Raw genomic sequence first — 18,996 nt, 5'->3', positions numbered from 1 at the left:
ATGAACGCAGCGGGCGCCTTTGCGCCCGCTTTCTTTTGACTATAGATACATATTTCTCAAGTAGTGCATCACCGCATCGTCGACGTTGCTGCCGATCACCTCAAGCTGGGGCAGGGTTTTCTTCAGGCGCGGCGAGCCGTTTTGCATAATGCAGCCTTTGCCGGCCATCGACAGCATCTCCGCGTCGTTCATGCCGTCGCCGAAAGTGATACAGTCCTTCAAACCGTAGCCCATCAACCCCGAGACCTCTTGCAGCGCCCACCCTTTTGACACGTGGCCGCCCATCACTTCCAGACAATAGTCTAAAGAGAAGCTGGCGTTAACCTTATCGCCGTAGCGCCGATTGATGTCCTCCTCCAGCTTGAGCAGCCTGTCGTGTTCAAAGCTGGTGAAAAATACCTTACAGACGCCGTCCGTCGCTAACGTATCGGGTTCAAACAGCCGATAGCTGAAGTCCGACTCTTTGTGAAAGTTCTTCAGGTCCTCGCTGTCGCGGTTGGTCAACCAGTCGTCGTTGCGGTATACGTGGGTTTCAATATGTGGATTACTCTCCACGATATGGTAGAGCTCGTAGGCGATATTGGGATCGAGATTATGGCTGAAGATAAGCTCCCCTTGAGGGTTGTGCACCCGAGCGCCGTTGGAGGTAATCATATAGGAGTCAATGCCTAAACCGTCGCGGATCTGCCCTACGTCAACGTGATGGCGGCCGGTGGCAAATACAAAGTGAATTCCGCTTTGGGATAACAGGCGCAGCGTATCTTTAGCGTAGGGTGAAAGCGTGTGGTCGTTCTGCAACAGCGTGCCGTCCAGATCGGATGCAACGATAGGATACATATTAATATCAACCCTTAACGAAAAAAGAATTCATCATAACTAAACATCAATACTGCGCGAAAAAGCGCAAAATATCCAGCAACGCCTCCGTACGCAGCACGTCGCGTTCAAAGAGGATTTCGTGAAAAGCGCCCTTGATAACTATCGGTCCGCCGCTTTCGCAAGGGTGCCCAGCCTGCGCCATCGCCTGACAAAAAGCGTCCTGTGCGTCGTTATCAACGATGCGCTCTTCTCCGGCCTGTAGCAGCATAAGAGGCGTGGTAATTTGAGGCGCCAGGGCAATCGCCTGTTCGCCGGCTTCTATTGACTCTTTGACCCAGCGATAGGTCGGGCCGCCGATGCGAAGCTCCGGGTAGTCCGAATAGTGGCGAGAATAAAGGCGGTAGCGCACCTTGCTGTGAGTCAAAATATTAACCGCATAGGGCAGCGGGAGCCAGCGGCCGGTGCCGACCGCATAATGCTCTCTGACGCTCTGCCAGCGTTCCGCCACGTCCGTAATGCGCTTTGCCAGCCACTTGGGCATCGGCAGGCGAATACCCAGCATCGGCGCACAGAGCGCGGCGGCGGAGACGGCGCCCGGATGGCGAGCGAGAAACAGCGCGGAAATCGCGCCCCCCATGGAGTGGGCGATAAGAAACGCGTGCGCATAGCGATGCGGCGTAAAGGCGGTTTGCCAAAAGGTTTCGAAGTCCTCGACGTAGTCATCAAACTCCTCTACGTGCCCACGCTGGCCGTCTTCCAGCAGGCGGCCGGAAAAACCCTGCCCGCGGTGATCGATAATCCAGACGTCATAGCCGCAGTGAAACAGGTCGTAGGCCAACTCCTGATATTTAATATAGCCCTCCGTTCTGCCGGGGGAGATAACCACTGCGCGCCGGTGTTCAGGAGACGTAAATCGAACGTAGGAAATTTCAATGCCGCCAACGCCTTCAAAGTCAGCTTCCCGCCGCAGCTGCCAGAAATCCAGCAGCGGGCCGGAGGAAAACGCAGCAAAGCGTTTTTCACGACTTAATAGCTCCAGCTCTAACGCAAAGAAATCCGTTGTCATAAATTAAGGGCCCCCGCTGGCGTTAACGCTGTTCATCGCGAAGCGATGCGCACATTAAAAAGACTCAGTCGTCATTTAATCCAATAATTTTATAACCTTCATCGGCATGACTACATACCAACATCGTACTACCAATACAAAAAATACGTTCTAAAAAAAGACAACGACTAGTATGGTAGGCCGGTTTTTTACTAACAGTCCCCCGATATTTTTTGATTAATACTCAATGGATAGAAAAGGAGCGTTCAAATGAAAACAATAGCGATACTGGTTCTACTGGGAAGTTCATTCGGCGCGTTCGCCCAGCCTCAAATCGTCGCGCACCGAGCAGGAACGGACGACGCGCCGGAAAACACCCTTGTAGCAATAGAGAAGTCGCTCAGCAACGGCGCTGACGCCATATGGATAACCCTTCAATTAACCAAGGACAACGTCCCGGTCCTTTATCGCCCTTCCAAACTGGAAGCGCTAACGGATAAACAGGGGCCAATTTCCGACTATACGCTGTCACAGCTTGCCGCTGCGGACGCCGGTTGGTCATTTGGCAAGGACAGCCACCCTTACAGGGGAAAGAACATTACTATTCCCACCCTTGAGGCCGTATTAACCCGCTACCCGTCCACGTTCTTTTATTTGGATATAAAATCCCCCGATGCCGATCCCGCACGCTTTGCCGATGCGCTGACCGCCGTGTTGAAAAAAACCGGCTCGTCCTCGCGGGTGCGGGTTTATTCCACGGAAGAGGGCTATCTTAACGCCCTTCCGGCCAGCGTTCCTCGCTTTGAAAGCCGCGATGCGACCAGAACGATATTGGCCAACGTTTCCCTTAACCATTCATGTCGCGTAGAAAACAGCGATAAGCCCCGCTGGTACGGCCTGGAGCTGAACAGGAAGGTTGAAGTTGTGGAGACGTTCACCCTGGGCGAAGGCCGTTCTCAGGCCACGCTGACCTGGGATAAAGAAGCCATGGCCTGCTTCCGCTCCCAGGGTGAAGCCCACGTCATTCTGTTTGGCGTCAATAGCCCGCAGGATTATCAAACGGCAGTAGAGCTGGGTGCGGACGGCGTGATGGTGAATTCGCCGGAAAAATTCCGTACGATCGTAAAAAAATAGCCCTCCGACGCTGACTTTTTCCGAAAACAAACGGCAGGGTCTGCCCGCCGTTTGTTTACCTCACCGACGCGGATTAAAAAATCTGGCGCTGGCGTCTGAAAGCGTGATAAAAAATCGTATCCCCTCCCATTAACGCAGAACCTTTACCATGACTTTTGAATGGTGGCTAACCTATTTAGTCACAACGATTATTCTTAGCCTTTCTCCCGGCTCTGGCGCAATAAACACCATGAGCACCGGCATCACCTACGGCTTTCGCGGCGCTATCCCCGCGATAGCGGGCCTTCAGGTCGGCCTTGCGGCACACATCGTACTGGTTGGCGTCGGGCTGGGGACGCTGCTGTCGCAGTCGGCGATGGCGTTCGTCGCGTTGAAGTGGCTGGGCGCGGCCTATCTTATCTGGCTCGGCATCCAGCAGTGGCGAGCGGCGGGAGCGATGGACCTTAACGCGGTGTCCCAGTCGCTGCCCAAAAGCGGCCGCTTTAAGCGCGCCGTGCTGGTTAACCTGACCAACCCTAAAAGCATCGTGTTTCTGGCGGCGCTGTTCCCGCAGTTTATCGTGCCCAATCAGCCGCAGGCCGCCCAGTATCTGATTCTCGGCGTCACCAGCGTCGCGGTGGATATTGTCGTCATGGTTGGCTATGCGCTGCTCGCCAGCCGCGTAGCCAAGTGGGTCCGTCAGCCGCACCAGATGCGGCTTCTTAACCGCCTGTTCGGTTCACTGTTTATTCTGGTCGGCGGCCTGCTGTTGATGGCGCGCAGGGCGACGCATTAAGCGCTCGGCGACGAAAGAAAACGCCGAATTATAAGTTTTATTGCTAAATATTTTGTTTATATCGAATAAATTTACTTGCACGGCTGGATACATTTTGTAATGTGGAAGAGGTCTGTGCAAGATAACTCAGAAACACAACATTCAAGGGCAGCGCGGCCGCTCCGCGCCCACCCCGCCAATTGATTACAGCAAGGTTAGGATACTAAATATGAAAAACGTCGGTTTTGTTGGCTGGCGCGGTATGGTTGGCTCCGTTCTGATGCAACGAATGATCGAAGAACGCGATTTTGACGCTATTCGCCCGGTCTTTTTCTCTACTTCACAAACGGGCCAGGCTGCGCCCTCATTCACCGGTCAGGGCGGCACGCTGCAGGACGCTAACGATATCGACGCGCTTCGCGCGCTGGACATCATCGTCACCTGTCAGGGCGGCGACTACACCAGCGAAATCTATCCTAAGCTTCGCGCTACGGGCTGGAACGGCTACTGGATCGACGCGGCCTCTACGCTGCGCATGAAAGACGATGCGATTATTATCCTCGATCCGGTCAACCAGCACGTCATCGATCAGGGCCTGAATCAGGGCGTAAAAACCTTCGTCGGCGGCAACTGCACCGTCAGCCTGATGCTGATGGCCTTAGGCGGCCTGTTCGCCAACAATCTGGTTGAGTGGGCCTCCGTCGCCACCTATCAGGCGGCCTCCGGCGGCGGCGCGCGCCACATGCGCGAACTGCTGACCCAAATGGGCATGCTGCACGCCGTGGCGGCAAAAGAGCTGGAAGATCCGGCCTCCGCCATTTTGGACATTGAGCGCCGCGTTACCGCGCAAATGCGCAACGGCGCGCTGCCGGTAGACAACTTCGGCGTGCCGCTGGCCGGCAGCCTGATCCCATGGATCGACAAGCAGTTGGAAAACGGCCAAAGCCGCGAAGAGTGGAAAGGTCAGGCTGAGACCAACAAGATCCTCAACACCGCCAGCACTATCCCGGTCGACGGCCTGTGCGTACGCATCGGCGCTCTGCGCTGCCACAGTCAGGCGTTTACCCTGAAACTGAAGAAAGACGTCTCTCTGAGCGAAATCGAAAGCATGCTGGCGTCGCACAACGAGTGGGTGAAGGTGGTGCCGAACGATCGCGAAATCACCATGCGCGAGCTAACCCCCGCCGCCGTCACCGGCACGCTGGCAACGCCGGTAGGCCGCCTGCGCAAGCTGAACATGGGGCCGGAATACCTGTCGGCCTTCACCGTCGGCGATCAGCTGCTGTGGGGCGCCGCAGAGCCGCTGCGTCGCATGCTGCGCATTTTGCTGTAATCCTACCGTACCCCTCTCCCTTCCGCCTTTGCGGAGGGGAGAAGTTTCTTTACTCAGGACTCCAGATACTTATCCTGAATTTTCACCCGCACCTGCGGCGTCAGGCCAAACTCCTGCTCCAACCAGCTGTCGGTGCTGCCGTAGCGCTGCTCAATCGCCTTCAGCGCAGTGCCGATAAACGACTCCTTGGCCGACATCACGTAGTTCAGGCTGTCGATGCCGTGCTGCTGCGTCAGCTGCTTAGCCAGATGGCTCATCATCTCCTGGCGGAAGGGTTCAAGCGTGGTTTCCGTCAGCATATAGTCTTCTATAACGGTATCCTTCGACGCCCCCAGCGTTAACAGCACCAGCGCCGAGCCGATGCCGGTACGGTCTTTCCCTACCGCGCAGTGCTGCACCAGCGCGCCGTCGCCCGGCGCCAACATGACCTGCACCAGGTGGCGATAGGCCCGGTTGTCAAACGGCAGCTGATTATACAGCCGGTTCATAAAGTCGGCGGCGTCGAACGCCGCCAGCGCTTCATCCGTAAGCTTGGAAAAGTTGGCGTTGACGTCGTCCGTCAGCGGGTTAGCCGGAACGTTGTCATAGCTTACGCCCTGCCAAACTACGTCCGGTCGAAGCGCCACTTCGTCGGCGTCCCGATAGTCGATAATGCTGGTTAAGGGAATTTGGCTCAGATAATCACAGTCGCGTTCCGTCAGCCTGTCCAGTGCGCCTGCGCGCAGCAGCTTGCCCGGCTTAACCCTGCGACCATCGGCGGCTATGTTGCCTCCCTGATCGCGAAAGTTGATGCCTCCCTGTAGCGGCAGTAGCGATGCGTGTAATAAATCAATAGTGGCCATAATTCCCTCTTGTTTCAGCTAGCTTGGTTCATGATAAAAAATACCGTAAAGATTACGATGGCGGGGGACGCGAAACGTCCTCTCGATAAAGGCGACGAGCCCGTAAGGCCGCCGCTTTGCGTTAGCACAGCGGCGTGAAGAAGTGAGTATCAGATGAATGAGAACGCATCGCCAAACATGCGCTTTTCATCAGCGCCGCGCTCAAGACAGAAGCGCTCTCTGGCTATTTTTACCATTTCAAAACGGCCGGCGATGTAAATGTCATAGTCCGCCAGCGAGCCAAAGTCAGCCAATACCGCCGCCAGCACCGTTCCAGTGCGGCCGCGCCACCCTTCGTTCGGCTGTTCGACAACGGAAACTACGTCCAGATTGGGATACTGCACCGTCAGCGCCTCCAAACGCCCCATGTCGTACAGGTGCTCGGCTTCGCGCCCGCCCCAGTACAGCGAAATCTTTCTCGTCGGCGTCTGCGACAGCGCGGTCATCAGGATGGAGTTCACGTAAGAAAAACCGGTGCCGCCGGCGATAAGCAGCATGGGGCGATCGGAATCCTGACGAAACCACGCGTCTCCGTGGGGAATATCCACGCTGATGCTCTTTTCCGTCAGCAGGCGGTCCATCACGGCCATGGCGTACAGATTAAACTCGGACGCGCCGACGTGCAGTTCGATAACGCCGTCTTCCATCGGCGTCGAGGCCATTGAAAACGGGCGACGGTCTCGTTCATCCATAACGACCAGCAGGTATTGACCTGCCAGAAATGAAACCGGCTCTTGCGGAATTAACCTGACGCGAAACACCGTATCGGTAATAGATTCCACGGAGGCGATTTTACAGTTCAACGTTGCCATGTATTCCCTCTAAAGCGGGGTCATTAAAATCAAAAGTGCCGTTAAGCGGTGCGTCAGTCATATTAGCGGGAGGCGTTGCTCGATTCAAATATGCCCAGCTCGTCCCAAAGCGCATCGATGCGCGCGCAAACCTCTGGATCCTTGGTAATCGGGCGTCCCCACTCTCTTTGCGTCTCACCCGGCCACTTGTTGGTGGCATCCATCCCCATTTTAGAACCCAGGCCGGATACCGGTGAAGCGAAGTCCAGATAGTCTATCGGCGTGTTTTCCATCAGCACCGTGTCGCGCGCCGGATCCATACGCGTCGTTATCGCCCAGATGACGTCCTTCCAGTCGCGGGCGTTAATGTCGTCATCGCAAACGATGACGAACTTGGTGTACATAAACTGCCGCAGGAAAGACCAGACGCCCATCATTACGCGCTTGGCGTGGCCGGCGTACTGCTTTTTCATCGTGACGATGGCCATTCGATAAGAACAGCCCTCCGGCGGCAAGTAGAAATCGACGATTTCCGGAAACTGCTTTCTCAGGATGGGCACAAACACTTCGTTGAGCGCCAATCCCATGACGGCGGGCTCGTCCGGCGGCCGTCCGGTATAGGTGGAATGGTAAATCGCGTCGGCGCGGCGGGTAATGTGGGTAACGGTGAAAACGGGGAAGTTGTCCACTTCGTTATAGTAGCCGGTGTGATCGCCGTAGGGCCCTTCGGGGGCGAGTTCTCCTGGCTCAATGTACCCTTCCAGCACGATCTCGGCACTGGCCGGGACTTCCAAATCGCAGGAGATACATTTAACCACGTCGGTCTTATAGCCGCGCAGCAGCCCGGCAAAAGCGTATTCGGACAGCGTGTCCGGCACCGGCGTCACCGCGGCCAGCAGCGTCGCCGGGTCGGCGCCCAGCGCGACCGCGATGGGAAAACGCTCTCCGGGGTGCTTCTGACGCCACTCCTGATAGTCTAATGCGCCGCCTCGGTGGGACAGCCAGCGCATAATAACCTTGTTCTTGCCCAGCACCTGTTGACGGTAGATACCCAGATTCTGGCGCGCTTTGTGTGGGCCGCGCGTCACCGTGAGCCCCCATGAAATCAGCGGGGCTGCATCCTCTGGCCAACAGTGCATGATGGGTAATTTGGTGAGGTCGACGTCGTCCCCCTGCCAGATCTGCTCCTGACAGGGAGCCGAGGACAGCTGTTTCGTCGGCATGTTCAGCACTTGCTTAAACTGCGGCAGCTTGTCCATCAGGTCGCGAAAGCCCTTGGGAGGCTCGGGCTCCTTGAGGAACGCCAGCAGTTCGCCTACGTCGCGCAACGCGCTCACTTCCTCTTGTCCCATCCCTAATGCGACACGCTTGGGCGTACCAAACAGGTTGCACAGCACCGGCACATCGTACCCTTTCGGATTTTCAAACAGCAGGGCAGGACCTTCGGCCCGCAGCGTACGGTCGGCGATCTCGGTCATTTCCAGATAGGGATCAATCGGCTGTTTAATGCGCTTGAGTTCTCCCCGCTGCTCAAGCAGCGCCAAAAACTCCCGCAGGTCTCGATATTTCATTCGCTCTCTACCGCAGGCCAAAGGCGTTAATAGACTATTCTGAATACTTCCGGCTGCAAAACGCGCAGCCGGAAGTTTGAAAAGTATACCCTAAATAATTCGAGTTGCATGAAGGCGGCAAGCGAGAGAATCCCCAGGAGCTTACATAAGTAAGTGACTGGGGTGAGCAAGCGCAGCCAACGCACAGGCAACTTGAAGTATGACGGGGTATAGAAGGTTTCCCTTACTTTACTTCTAATTACCGCCAATTAACAGCAGGTAAAGGGGACAAGCTTGCTCAGCGCCTTCGTGTCCATATGCTCTGTGGTTTCCTGACCGTGGCGGAAAATTTTGAATCCTTGCCCTTTGGCGCTGAAATAGGTCAGGTCGTTGCCGGAAATTTGCAGCAGGCTGCCTTCACGGATCGCCACGACGGACTCCGTCGGGTTTACCGCGCAGAATTCTGCGATGCGCTCGTCGCGCGTTTCGCCCATATGGCCGCTTACGTGAGCGTCAATGTAGTGCGGGTTAATCTGGACGGGGAACAGGCCCAGCGAAGGCAGTACTACGCTGCTGCGAACGGGCATATCGTTGGTGGTTCTGATGGAAGGACAGGCCACGTTGCAGCCGGCGCTCCAACCGATATAAGGAATGTTGCGCTCGCGCACCGCGCGCTGAATAGGCACAATCAGCCCTTTCTCATGCATCATCTGATTCAACATCCAGGTATTGCCACCGCTGATGATAATGCACTCGGCCTGATCGATAGCTTCGGCCTGGTTATCAAAGTGGTGAACGCTGGTGACGGATATGCCGAGGCTTTTTTCCAAGTCACGAGCGCGTGAGTCATAATCACTACGAATCAGGGCATAAGGAATCAATATTGCCTTGGCGACCTTCCGGCTTTCTAGAACGGCCAAAATTTGCTTTTTTGCATAGCCTAAGAGCTCTGCGTCACCGGACGTCTTGCCATTACTCAACAATATGAGTTCCATACAATCTACCTCTGTTTAGTTTGTTAACGTACCGGCCAACTTCCGCTTCAGTGGAAAAAAGGACGGAAGCCAGCCTGGATTTTGCCGCATAAGGATACGAAAAAACACGCATCTTTACTGTGATCGCTTACCGCTTATGCCCCCTCCGACGGTTAATTCATCACCAATCGGCAGAGCGGCGGTAACGAAACCGTGCGGACTGTCCTTACCAGAATAATCCTAATCGCCTAATTAATCGACCAACGCATACCCTGTTATACCCTAAATAATTCAAGTTGCAGGAAGGCAGCAAGCGAGGGAATCCCTAGGAGCTTACATAAGTAAGTGACTAGGGTGAGCGAGCGCAGCCAACGCGCCTGCGGCTTGAAGTATGACGGGTATATGTTTATTCATTCGTGCTTTTGCTATGCTTAGGCCCGTGTCCCGTAACTCAAAGTCCGACAAACGTATATGGAATCATGGTATCTGCTTTACTGTAAACGCGGGCAACTGATGCGGGCCCAGGAGAACCTCGAGCGTCAGGAGGTTCCCTGTTTTAGCCCTATGTATGAGATAGAGAAAATAGTTAGGGGTAAAAAGACTGTAGTCAGCGAGCCGCTGTTTCCCAACTATCTGTTCATCGAACTCGATCCGGAAAGGATCCACACGACCACCATCAGCTCAACGCGCGGAGTCAGCCACTTTATTCGCTTTGGGCGCTACCCGGTGACGGTACCGTTTAGCCTGATAAAAAGCCTGATGATGCAGCCAAAGCCGCTGATAAGCTCGCCTTCCCTGCCTAAAAGCGGGGATAAGGTCGTCATTACCGAAGGAATTTTTGAAGGGCTGGAGGCTATCTACGCAGAGCCCGATGGAGAGACGCGCTCTATTCTGCTGCTTAACCTGATTAACCAGCAGGTGTCGCATCGCGTCGACAATACGCAGTTTGAAAAACGAGACTAGGCTATGTCCCGCCATTGTCCGCGGTGGCGACAATGGCGGGACACTGCCCAACAGGAAGCGGCGCGCGCCGCTTCCCCAACGTCGTTAGCGACGCGTCGCTTCGTCGCGCAGCCACTGGGCGACGCGTTTGGCAAAGTAGGTCAGCACGCCGTCGGCGCCGGCGCGCTTGAAGCACAGCAGGGATTCCAGCACGGCCGGTTGCTCCTGCAGCCAACCGTTTTGGAAAGCCGCCATGTGCATGGCGTACTCGCCGGAGACCTGATAGGCGAACGTCGGCACTGCAAAGGTGTCCTTCACCTGACGAATCACGTCAAGATACGGCATCCCCGGCTTCACCATCACCATATCAGCCCCTTCCTGCAGGTCCTGAGCCACTTCTTGCAGCGCTTCGTTGCCGTTGGCCGGATCCATTTGGTAGGTTTTCTTGTTGCCGCCCTTCAGGTTGCCGCTTGATCCGACCGCATCGCGGAACGGCCCGTAGTAGCAGGAAGCATACTTGGCGGAATAGGCCATAATTTGCGTGTTTATAAAGCTCTGGGCCTCCAGCTGCTGGCGAACCGCGCCGATGCGGCCGTCCATCATATCGCTGGGCGCGACGATGTCAGCGCCGGCCTCCGCATGGCACAGGGCCTGGCGGACCAGAATCTCTTTCGTCACTTCGTTAATCACGTAGCCGTCGCTGTCGATAATGCCGTCCTGCCCATGAGTGGTATAAGGGTCAAGCGCAACGTCGGTCAGGACGCCAAGCTCAGGAACCGCCTGCTTCAGCGCTCTTACCGCCCGAGGCACCAGCCCCTGCGGGTTGTAGGCCTGCTCTGCGTACAGGCTTTTAAGATCGGACTCAATCACCGGGAACAGGGAGATAACCGGAACGCCCAGCTTCGCCAGCTCTTCCGCTTCCTTTATCAGGATATCGACCGTCATGCGGCTGACGCCCGGCATGGAAGGCACGTCTTGACGACGGTTCTCGCCTTCCATAATGAATACCGGATAAATCAGGTCGTTAACCGTCAGCTGGTTTTCGCACACCAAGCGGCGGCTGAAGTCGTGGGCGCGCACGCGGCGCAGGCGACGGTGGGGATACGCCCCGGGAATAACATAGCTCACACTCGTTCTCCTTATTTTGTTCTATCGACGGTGAGAAAGAGGATCGGGAAAGCTCGCCGCCGCAGTGTATATATCATACGCTTCAATCGCTTTGACTAACACCCAGCAGGCGCAGCGCATTTTGGCGGGTTATTTCTCCCAGCTCGTTCGCATCTTCGCCCCGAAGCTTTGCGACCTCCCGCAGGATATGGGCCAAATAGGCAGGCTCATTGCGTCTGGAAGTCGGCTTGGGCTTTAAGTCTCTGGGCAACAGGTAAGGCGCGTCGGTTTCCAGCAGCAGTTTGTCCGCAGGAATAAGCGACACCAGCTCGCGAAGCTCAAGACCGCGCCGCTCGTCGCACACCCAGCCGGTAATGCCGACATAAAGCCCCAGGGACAGATAGTCCTCCAGCGCGCGTCCGTCGTCGGTAAAGCAGTGTACGACCGCCGCCGGTACTTTCGAAAGCCACGGCTTAAGCAGCTCAATAAAGCGCGGATAGGCGTCCCTACAGTGCAGAAACAGCGGCATCGACAGCTCGGCCGCCATCGAAAGCTGCTCGGAAAAAGCTCGCTCCTGCTGTTCAGGGGTAGAAAAATTACGGTTAAAGTCCAGCCCGCATTCACCGACGGCGACCGCCTGCGGATTTTGCAACAGCCGATATATCTGTTCTGCGCATTCGTCCGACCAGCCCGAAGCGTCGTGAGGATGGACGCCCGCCGTGCTCCAGCAGTAGTCGGGATATTCCGCCGCCAGCGCCTGCGCGGCGCGGCTTTCTTTTAAAGACGTTCCGGTTATCAGCATTCCCTTCACGCCGGCCTGCTTCGCGCGTTCAACCACCTCGTGCCGATCGGCGGCAAACTGTCGGTTAGTCAGGTTAATTCCAATATCAAACACGGTATTTGGCTCCCGTAAAAAACGTAAGCCGCCCAAAAGGCGGCTTATTTGCAGACAGCATAGGGTGTGTCCCGTAACAGCGTCAGGCTGAAGGCTTGTCGCCGCTTTCGTCGGCGTCGTCCGCCTCGCTGTCCTCATCACCTTCTTCCCCTTCCCGACGCCCTTTACCCACGTAGAAACGGGCAAAGAACACGCCAATCTCAAACAGGATGCACATAGGGATCGCAAGAAGCGTCTGAGAGAAGACGTCCGGCGGCGTTAACAGCATGCCGACAACAAAAGCGCCAACAACGATGTAGGGACGCTTTTTCTTCAGTTCGGCAGGCGTCGTTACGCCGCTCCAGCACAGCAGGATAATCGCGACCGGCACCTCAAACGACACGCCAAAGGCAAAAAACAGCGCCATGACGAAGTTCAGGTAATTGTTGATGTCGGTCGATATCAGAATGCCTTCCGGCGCGGTTTTGACAAAAAAGCCGAACGCCAGCGGGAACACGACGAAGTAGGCAAACGCCATACCGAGGTAAAACAGCGCGGTGCTGGAAAACAGCAGCGGCATCATCAGGCGACGTTCGTGCTTATACAGCGCCGGCGCGATAAACGACCAGATCTGATACAAAATATAGGGCGCTGAAACAAAAACCGACACGATAAGCGTCAGCTTGATAGGCGTTAAAAATGGCGATGCCACGTCGGTGGCGATCATGCTGGCTTTTTCCGGCAGCTGCTTCATCAGCGGCGCGGAAATCATGTGGTAGATATCGTTAGAGAAATAGACCAGCGCCAGAAACACGACGATGATACAGACCATTGAACGCAGCAACCTACTGCGCAGCTCTATCAAATGAGTGATAAGCGGTTGGGTATCTTCTACGGCCATGAATTATTTTTCGCCATCGGTTTTACTTGGGGATGGGGCTTCGGGCTGAGCCTCCTGCGGCTTAGACTCTGCGTCAGCGGCAGGCGCGGCTTCAACTACAACAGCCTCAGGCTTCGTCATTGAATCCACGGGCGGGACGTTCTGACGATTCATCGCCGGATCGCTAACGACGCGAGCCGGCGCTTCAGCGTCGCCGGCCGCAGTCGCGGTAGTGTCAGGAGATGGTGTCTCTTTGAATGATTCGGCAGCCTTATTAAGATCGGTTTGAACGGTACGTTTCATACCGCTCGCCATCTCTCTAAGCTCCTCCATCGACGCTTTAAGCTCCGGAGAGAGGTTTTGCAGACCGGCCTGCTCCGCTTTCTTCAGGCTATCTTTCAGCTCTTGCAGCTTCAGTTCCTGAGTCAGCTCGTTTTGTACCGATGACGCCAGAGAGCGCATGGCTCGGATCCAACCGGCAACCGTTTTCACCGCAACGGGCAACCGTTCGGGGCCGAGCACGATAAGGCCGATGATCAGCACCAGTACAATTTCACCAAATCCTATATCGAACACGGATTACACCTGCTCTTTATTCTGGCTCTTTTGTTCTTCGGTTTTAACCGTGTTTTCCTGCTGTTCTTCGATAGACTTCACGACGAAGTCAGCATCTTTTTCCTTTTGAGCTTCTTCTTTGTTCGGCGTGGACTCTTCGTCGCTCATCGCCTTTTTGAAGCCTTTGACCGATGCGCCGAGGTCTGAACCCAGCGTGCGCAGCTTCTTCGTTCCGAACAGCAGCACGACAATTGCAACAATAATAAGCAGTTGCCAAATACTAATTCCACCCATGTGATATGCCTCTATAGATCGTGGGTTAACGTTACGATTGCCGCCAAGTATATACGGCGGTTTCCTTAAACTATAGTAATAAATTTCCTCAGGCGGCCTTCACCCAGCCTATTAGCCAAACCGCAAGACCTACACCGGTCAGGCAGAGCGGCCAAAATGAAATCTGACCAATAAACAGCATTGTAGCACTAACCAGCAGCGTGGCACCTACCCCAAAAAGGTAGCCGGAGCGTCGCCGTTTACTCTCATTTTCACTCAATCGGGCACTGAGTTTATCAATACTATTTTGTAATTCTTTGTGCTGCCGCAAACTGTCGTAAAACAGCTCAGGCAATTCCGGTAATTTTTCTACCCAGTACGGCGCCTTCTCTTTTAGCGTTTTTAACACGCCGGGAATGCCGACCTGCTCTCGCATCCACGACTCAAGGAACGGCTTGGCCGTCGTCCACAGGTCAAGCTGCGGATAGAGCTGGCGCCCCAGCCCTTCGATATAGAGCAGCGTCTTTTGCAGTAAAACCAACTGAGGCTGAACTTCCATATTAAAACGACGCGCCGTGTTGAACAGGTTCAGCAGCACGTGGCCAAACGAAATTTCAGAAAGCGGTTTCTCAAAAATGGGTTCGCACACGGTGCGGATGGCGAACTCAAACTCCTCAACGCAGGTATCCGCTGGCACCCAGCCGGAATCAACGTGAAGCTCCGCCACCTTGCGGTAGTCGCGGTTGAAAAAGGCGATGAAGTTTTCCGCCAGATAGCGCTTGTCCGCCTTGCTCAAAGAGCCGACGATGCCGCAGTCAATGCCGATATACTGAGGGTCTTCAGGCTTCTCGTAGCTGATAAAAATATTGCCGGGGTGCATGTCCGCGTGGAAGAAGCTGTCGCGAAACACCTGGGTAAAGAACACCTGCACGCCCCGTTCCGCTAAAAGCTTCATGTTGGTGCCGTTGGCTATCAGCGCGTCGATGTCAGAAACGGGAATGCCGTAGATCCTCTCCATGACCAGCACGTTTTCATAACAAAGGTCGCTGTACACTTCGGGCACATAGAGCATAGGGCTGCCGTCGAAATTGCGGCGAAGCTGGATGGCGTTGGCCGCCTCTCTCAGCAGGTTGAGCTCGTCGAGCAGCGTCTTTTCATATTCACGCACTACCTCTCTGGGCCGCAGGCGACGACCGTCAGGGAGCAGCTTGGGCACCCAGCCCGCAATGCGGTACATCAGGCGAATGTCCGCCTCAATGACCGGCTTGATGTCCGGGCGGATGACCTTCAGCACCACTTCCTGCCCGCTGCTTTTAAGCGTTGCGGTGTGCACCTGCGCAATAGAGGCCGACGCCAGCGGCGTTGAGTCAAAGTCATCAAACCAGCGCTCAAGCGGGCCGCCCATGGCGTCCTCTATCTGCCGACGCGCCAGCGCTCCGTCAAACGACGTCACCTGATCTTGCAGCAGGGCCAGCTGATCGGCAATGGACGGAGGAAACAGATCGCGGCGGGTGGACAGCATTTGGCCAAACTTGATCCAAACCGGCCCCAGCGTCTGAAGTCCCAGACGCAGCCGCTCGCCCAGCGGCTTTTCCGGATGCTGGTTGCGCAGCCAAAACAGCGCCCGGCATCCTACGCGGAGCGGCCAGGTCAGCCGCATCTTGGGGATCAGTTCGTCCAGCCCGTGGTTTAAAAATACGCGAATAATGGCATACAGCCGAAACAGTTCAGAAGGGGTCATCAGGCTCGCTCCAGCCGCTCAATGCGAGAAACCAGCGCGTCTACGTCCTGGCTTAACCTTTCCGTTTGGTCGCTAAAGTGCAAAACCTCAAGCCGACCGGGAGCCAAACGCCACTCCTGCGTTACGGCCTGAGCTAAGTAGCCCTGCTGGCGAGAGGCCCAGCGGCTAACGCTTTTTACGCCGTTTTGCACGCCCTGGCTCAGCGTTTCGGCGGCAACGTCGCCGATATAAGGAGACAGCCACTCGGCCGGATCCCATTCTGCCAAATCTATCAGAGTCACAAACTGCTGAATAATCTGAATGTCCCCATCAACGCTAACTTCGCCGTCACGCATCAGCGCGGAAAGCCGCTGCCTGTCGCGCAGGGAAAACAGCGTCGCCAGTCGCGTCGTCAGCGTACAGTCCGCTGGCGGCTGCCACTGGCTGACAACGTCGATATGGTTCACGCTGAACACCAGCGTCAGGGTCGTTGAGAGTTCCTGCAGGCAGAGCGTCAGCGTTTTTCCCGCCAGTCGATGGCTGGCCAACTGAATATTGCGATCGCGAAAAAGCAGGCCGTTAAGCGACGTTTCTATCAGGCCGGAAACCAGAGGAACAAGCAGCATAGCGATCCTTGAAGCATGACGAGGATAAATACAATCCAGTCATAGTAATCATGAATGGCGTCAGAGTACAGCGGGGGATGACCTTAAAGAGAGTAGAAGAAATGTAGAAAAAACAGAAAAAACACAGTGTTATTAATGCATTAACTCAGTAAGAACGCGTACTCGACGGCCATAAAAAAATTAACAATAATGAAACAAACAGCGCTTACCCCTCGCACATAAGGGCCAGCGGAGACCGCTGTGCGAAGCTCGTTTCAGTTTCCGAGCATCGCGCAGCGTTTCAAAACATGATGAATAAACGACGTTTAGTACTTATAACCGCGGTGCAGCGCGACGATGCCGCCGGTCAGGTTAAAGTATTCCACGCTGTCAAAACCAGCTTCCAGCATCATTCCCTTCAGCGTTTCCTGATCGGGATGCATGCGGATGGATTCTGCCAGATAGCGATAGCTGTCAGCGTCTCTGGTGATCCACTCGCCGATTTTCGGCAGAACGTGGAATGAGTAGGCATCATAGGCTGAGTTAAGCACCTTGGCGGTGGGCTTGGAAAACTCCAGCACCAGCAGGCGACCGCCCGGCTTCAGCACGCGGAACATGGAGCGCAGCGCCTTATCCTTCTCGGTCACGTTGCGAAGGCCAAAAGAAATAGTGATGCAGTCAAAATAGTCGTCAGGGAAAGGCAGCGCCTCGGCGTTAGCCTGAACGTAGTTGACGTTGCCGATGATGCCCATATTGCGCAGCTTTTCACGGCCCATTTTCAGCATCGAATCGTTGATATCCGCCAGCACAACGCTGCCCTTCTCACCGACCATACGGGAAAACTTCGCCGTCAGATCGCCGGTACCGCCGGCCAGATCGAGCACCCGCTGGCCTTCGCGCACGGCGCTGCAGTCAATGGTGAAGCGCTTCCAGATTCGGTGGATGCCGAACGACATCAGGTCGTTCATCAGATCGTACTTAGACGCTACGGAGTGAAAGACGTGGGCCACCATATCGGCCTTTTCGTCTTTGTTCACGGTTTGGAAGCCAAAGTGCGTGGTTTCCTGTGGATCGTTCATCATGTTTAATGCCTGAAGAAAGTTTAATGCCTAGAGAAAATTTAATAAGTACTATAAATCTCTGTGAATCGATTTAGTCTACCAGAAACACTCTGAAACATACCCACCAATAACTCTTTTTTGTTAAATCCGAGCAATATTAGATGAATGTTCCGATGCCTCCTGACTCTCCGATATGTCCGATAAATCGTCAGCGCGGGCCGGCGTGAATATCTCCGAGCCTATCGGCCGTTTAACCTCCACGCCCAAAGCGCGGAAGCTCTCTATCTGCCCCAGCACGTTTCCTCGCCCTTGAGACAGGCGATTCACCGCCTGACGGTAGCTGCCCTGAGCTTTGTCCAGGCTGGCGCCTAATGCGGTCATATCGTCGACGAACAGCCGCATTTTGTCATACAGCTTCGCCGCCCGCTCGGCAATCAGTTGGGCGTTTTGGCTCTGGTGCTCATAGCGCCAAAGGTTGCTGATTGTTCTCAGAGCCACCAGCAGCGTCGTCGGGCTGACCAGCATGATATTATTTTGCAGCGCCTCGCCAATCAACTCCGGCTGTCGGTCTATCGCCAGCAAAAATGCGGGCTCAACGGGAATAAACATTAGCACATAATCCAGAGAACGCAGCCCCGGCAGCTGATGATAGTCCTTTCGTCCAAGCTGACGGATATGGGAACGAATCGACGCGATGTGCTCGTGCAGCGCCTGCGTTCGCTCTTGCTCATCGTCGCTGTTAAAGTAGCGTTCATAGCTGACCAGCGACATTTTCGCATCGATAACTACGTCTTTATCCTGCGGCAAATGGACGATGACGTCCGGCTGCTGCCGGTTCCCGCCTTCGCTTTGCATACTGACCTGAGTTTGGTACTCATAGCCTTCTCTAAGCCCTGAAGCCTCAAGCACGCGCCCCAGAACCACTTCGCCCCAATTGCCCTGCGTTTTATTATCGCCTTTCAACGCATTGGTCAGGTTCAGCGCTTCTTTCGCCATCTGTGCGTTAAGCTGCTGGAGATTGCGGATCTCGTGGGTCAGCGTATGACGTTCGCGCGCTTCCTGCCCGTAATTTTCCTGCACCTGACGGCGAAAACCGTCCAACTGTTCGCTTAAAGGCAGTAAGAGCCTGTCTAAACTTTGCCTATTCTGTTCGTCTACCTTCCTGCCGCTTTGCTCAAAAATGCGGTTGGCCAGATTTTCAAACTGCACCGTTAGCCGCTGCTCGCTGTTAATCAACAGGCGCTGCTTTTCCTCAGCGGCGAATCTAGTCTCTTCAAGGCGGGTCGACATCTCCCGCAGTTCAACCTCAAGCGCGCTGTTGATGCCCTGTAGCCCGCGCAGCTCCTGATTAAGGCGTTCACATTCCTCATGCCACAGCGCCTGCTGCTGCGCCTTTTCCTGCGCGGCGGCCAGGCGCGCATACACCTCGCGCAGCTCTTCTTGCCCCGCCTGCAGCGCTTTTTGCGCCGACTCTTTTTCCCGCTTCAGCCCGTCCCTTTCGCTTTGAGCCTGTTCAAGCTGAGCCGCCTGTAGCTCTAGCTGCCCCTCCAGCCGCAGGCGCGCCCGCTGGTTAATCAGCATCGACACCAGGCCGGCGGCGATAAACCCCGCCAGCGCTGCGCCAATCACGATTGTTAAGCTGCTGTCCACCGAGCCTCCGGTTGATAATTCCACTGACTGTTTAAAGTAGGGATTAAA

The 18,996-nt window shown here is 55.3% G+C and carries 19 protein-coding genes; 4 read left to right on the top strand and 15 right to left on the bottom strand.

Going from position 1 to position 18,996, the window contains the following annotated elements; genetic code table 11:
* Positions 1-39: 39 nt before the first annotated feature.
* Positions 40-837: a sugar/pyridoxal phosphate phosphatase YigL gene (gene yigL / locus V8L73_RS01610; protein WP_027273555.1), complete on the bottom strand. Its 798-nt coding sequence runs from the start codon at positions 835-837 to the stop codon at positions 40-42.
* A 46-nt stretch (positions 838-883) separates the two neighbouring features.
* Positions 884-1,885: a lysophospholipase L2 gene (gene pldB, locus V8L73_RS01605; protein WP_347253976.1), complete on the bottom strand. Its 1,002-nt coding sequence runs from the start codon at positions 1,883-1,885 to the stop codon at positions 884-886.
* A gap of 249 nt (positions 1,886-2,134) precedes the next feature.
* Between pldB and V8L73_RS01600 the strand changes: the two genes are divergently transcribed.
* The 3 genes from V8L73_RS01600 (at position 2,135) to asd (ending at position 5,085) form a co-directional block, all read left to right on the top strand.
* A complete protein-coding gene (locus tag V8L73_RS01600; protein WP_347253975.1) occupies positions 2,135-2,998 on the top strand; it encodes a glycerophosphodiester phosphodiesterase family protein in 864 nt (287 codons plus the stop codon).
* Between the two features lie 148 nt (positions 2,999-3,146).
* Positions 3,147-3,773, top strand: a complete 627-nt coding sequence (gene rhtB / locus V8L73_RS01595) for a homoserine/homoserine lactone efflux protein (protein ID WP_027273557.1) — start codon at positions 3,147-3,149, stop codon at positions 3,771-3,773.
* 208 nt (positions 3,774-3,981) lie between these two features.
* The gene (asd, locus tag V8L73_RS01590) at positions 3,982-5,085 is read left to right on the top strand and encodes an aspartate-semialdehyde dehydrogenase (protein ID WP_347253974.1); all 1,104 of its coding nucleotides are present in this window, start codon (positions 3,982-3,984) and stop codon (positions 5,083-5,085) included.
* A 53-nt stretch (positions 5,086-5,138) separates the two neighbouring features.
* Here the strand turns inward: asd and V8L73_RS01585 are convergent, their stop codons facing one another.
* From V8L73_RS01585 to pepE, 4 genes are all read right to left on the bottom strand, one after another.
* A complete protein-coding gene (locus V8L73_RS01585) occupies positions 5,139-5,927 on the bottom strand; it encodes a tyrosine-protein phosphatase (RefSeq protein ID WP_347253973.1) in 789 nt (262 codons plus the stop codon).
* A gap of 149 nt (positions 5,928-6,076) precedes the next feature.
* Positions 6,077-6,778, bottom strand: a complete 702-nt coding sequence (fre, locus tag V8L73_RS01580) for an NAD(P)H-flavin reductase (protein ID WP_261831747.1) — start codon at positions 6,776-6,778, stop codon at positions 6,077-6,079.
* A 62-nt stretch (positions 6,779-6,840) separates the two neighbouring features.
* Positions 6,841-8,328, bottom strand: coding sequence for a 4-hydroxy-3-polyprenylbenzoate decarboxylase (gene ubiD / locus V8L73_RS01575; protein WP_347253972.1), 1,488 nt, complete (start codon positions 8,326-8,328; stop codon positions 6,841-6,843).
* 248 nt (positions 8,329-8,576) lie between these two features.
* Positions 8,577-9,302 carry a dipeptidase PepE gene (gene pepE, locus V8L73_RS01570; RefSeq protein WP_027273562.1) on the bottom strand — a complete coding sequence of 242 codons (726 nt, stop codon included), beginning with the start codon at positions 9,300-9,302 and terminating at the stop codon, positions 8,577-8,579.
* A 450-nt stretch (positions 9,303-9,752) separates the two neighbouring features.
* Here pepE and rfaH point away from each other — a divergent pair, with 450 nt between their 5' ends.
* Positions 9,753-10,244: a transcription/translation regulatory transformer protein RfaH gene (rfaH, locus tag V8L73_RS01565; protein ID WP_027273563.1), complete on the top strand. Its 492-nt coding sequence runs from the start codon at positions 9,753-9,755 to the stop codon at positions 10,242-10,244.
* 84 nt (positions 10,245-10,328) lie between these two features.
* Here rfaH and hemB read toward each other — a convergent pair whose 3' ends face one another.
* From hemB to rmuC, 9 genes are all read right to left on the bottom strand, one after another.
* Positions 10,329-11,351 (bottom strand): porphobilinogen synthase, encoded by a 1,023-nt coding sequence (hemB, locus tag V8L73_RS01560; RefSeq protein ID WP_027273564.1) that lies wholly within the window; start codon positions 11,349-11,351, stop codon positions 10,329-10,331.
* Between the two features lie 82 nt (positions 11,352-11,433).
* Positions 11,434-12,225 carry a 3'-5' ssDNA/RNA exonuclease TatD gene (gene tatD, locus V8L73_RS01555; RefSeq protein WP_347253971.1) on the bottom strand — a complete coding sequence of 264 codons (792 nt, stop codon included), beginning with the start codon at positions 12,223-12,225 and terminating at the stop codon, positions 11,434-11,436.
* 82 nt (positions 12,226-12,307) lie between these two features.
* On the bottom strand, positions 12,308-13,105 hold the full coding sequence (gene tatC, locus V8L73_RS01550; protein WP_027273566.1) for a Sec-independent protein translocase subunit TatC: 798 nt from the start codon (positions 13,103-13,105) through the stop codon (positions 12,308-12,310).
* A 3-nt stretch (positions 13,106-13,108) separates the two neighbouring features.
* Positions 13,109-13,660, bottom strand: a complete 552-nt coding sequence (gene tatB / locus V8L73_RS01545) for a Sec-independent protein translocase protein TatB (RefSeq protein ID WP_027273567.1) — start codon at positions 13,658-13,660, stop codon at positions 13,109-13,111.
* Between the two features lie 3 nt (positions 13,661-13,663).
* Positions 13,664-13,933 carry a Sec-independent protein translocase subunit TatA gene (gene tatA, locus V8L73_RS01540; RefSeq protein WP_027273568.1) on the bottom strand — a complete coding sequence of 90 codons (270 nt, stop codon included), beginning with the start codon at positions 13,931-13,933 and terminating at the stop codon, positions 13,664-13,666.
* Between the two features lie 88 nt (positions 13,934-14,021).
* Positions 14,022-15,653 (bottom strand): ubiquinone biosynthesis regulatory protein kinase UbiB, encoded by a 1,632-nt coding sequence (ubiB, locus tag V8L73_RS01535; protein ID WP_027273569.1) that lies wholly within the window; start codon positions 15,651-15,653, stop codon positions 14,022-14,024.
* Entirely contained in the window at positions 15,653-16,258 is a 606-nt protein-coding gene (gene ubiJ / locus V8L73_RS01530) for a ubiquinone biosynthesis protein UbiJ (protein ID WP_027273570.1), read from the bottom strand. The genes ubiB and ubiJ overlap by 1 nt, the downstream gene beginning before the upstream one ends.
* Positions 16,259-16,563: 305 nt before the next feature.
* Positions 16,564-17,319 carry a bifunctional demethylmenaquinone methyltransferase/2-methoxy-6-polyprenyl-1,4-benzoquinol methylase UbiE gene (gene ubiE, locus V8L73_RS01525; RefSeq protein ID WP_027273571.1) on the bottom strand — a complete coding sequence of 252 codons (756 nt, stop codon included), beginning with the start codon at positions 17,317-17,319 and terminating at the stop codon, positions 16,564-16,566.
* A 120-nt stretch (positions 17,320-17,439) separates the two neighbouring features.
* Complete coding sequence (rmuC, locus tag V8L73_RS01520; protein WP_027273572.1) at positions 17,440-18,948, bottom strand: DNA recombination protein RmuC; 1,509 nt, start codon at positions 18,946-18,948, stop codon at positions 17,440-17,442.
* Positions 18,949-18,996: the final 48 nt, after the last annotated feature.

Origin of the sequence: Leminorella grimontii, assembly GCF_039789245.1 — a bacterium.
GTDB lineage: Bacteria > Pseudomonadota > Gammaproteobacteria > Enterobacterales > Enterobacteriaceae > Leminorella > Leminorella grimontii.
The sequence above is the reverse complement of the archived record's forward strand: the minus strand, read 5'-3'. Positions and strand labels throughout refer to the sequence as shown.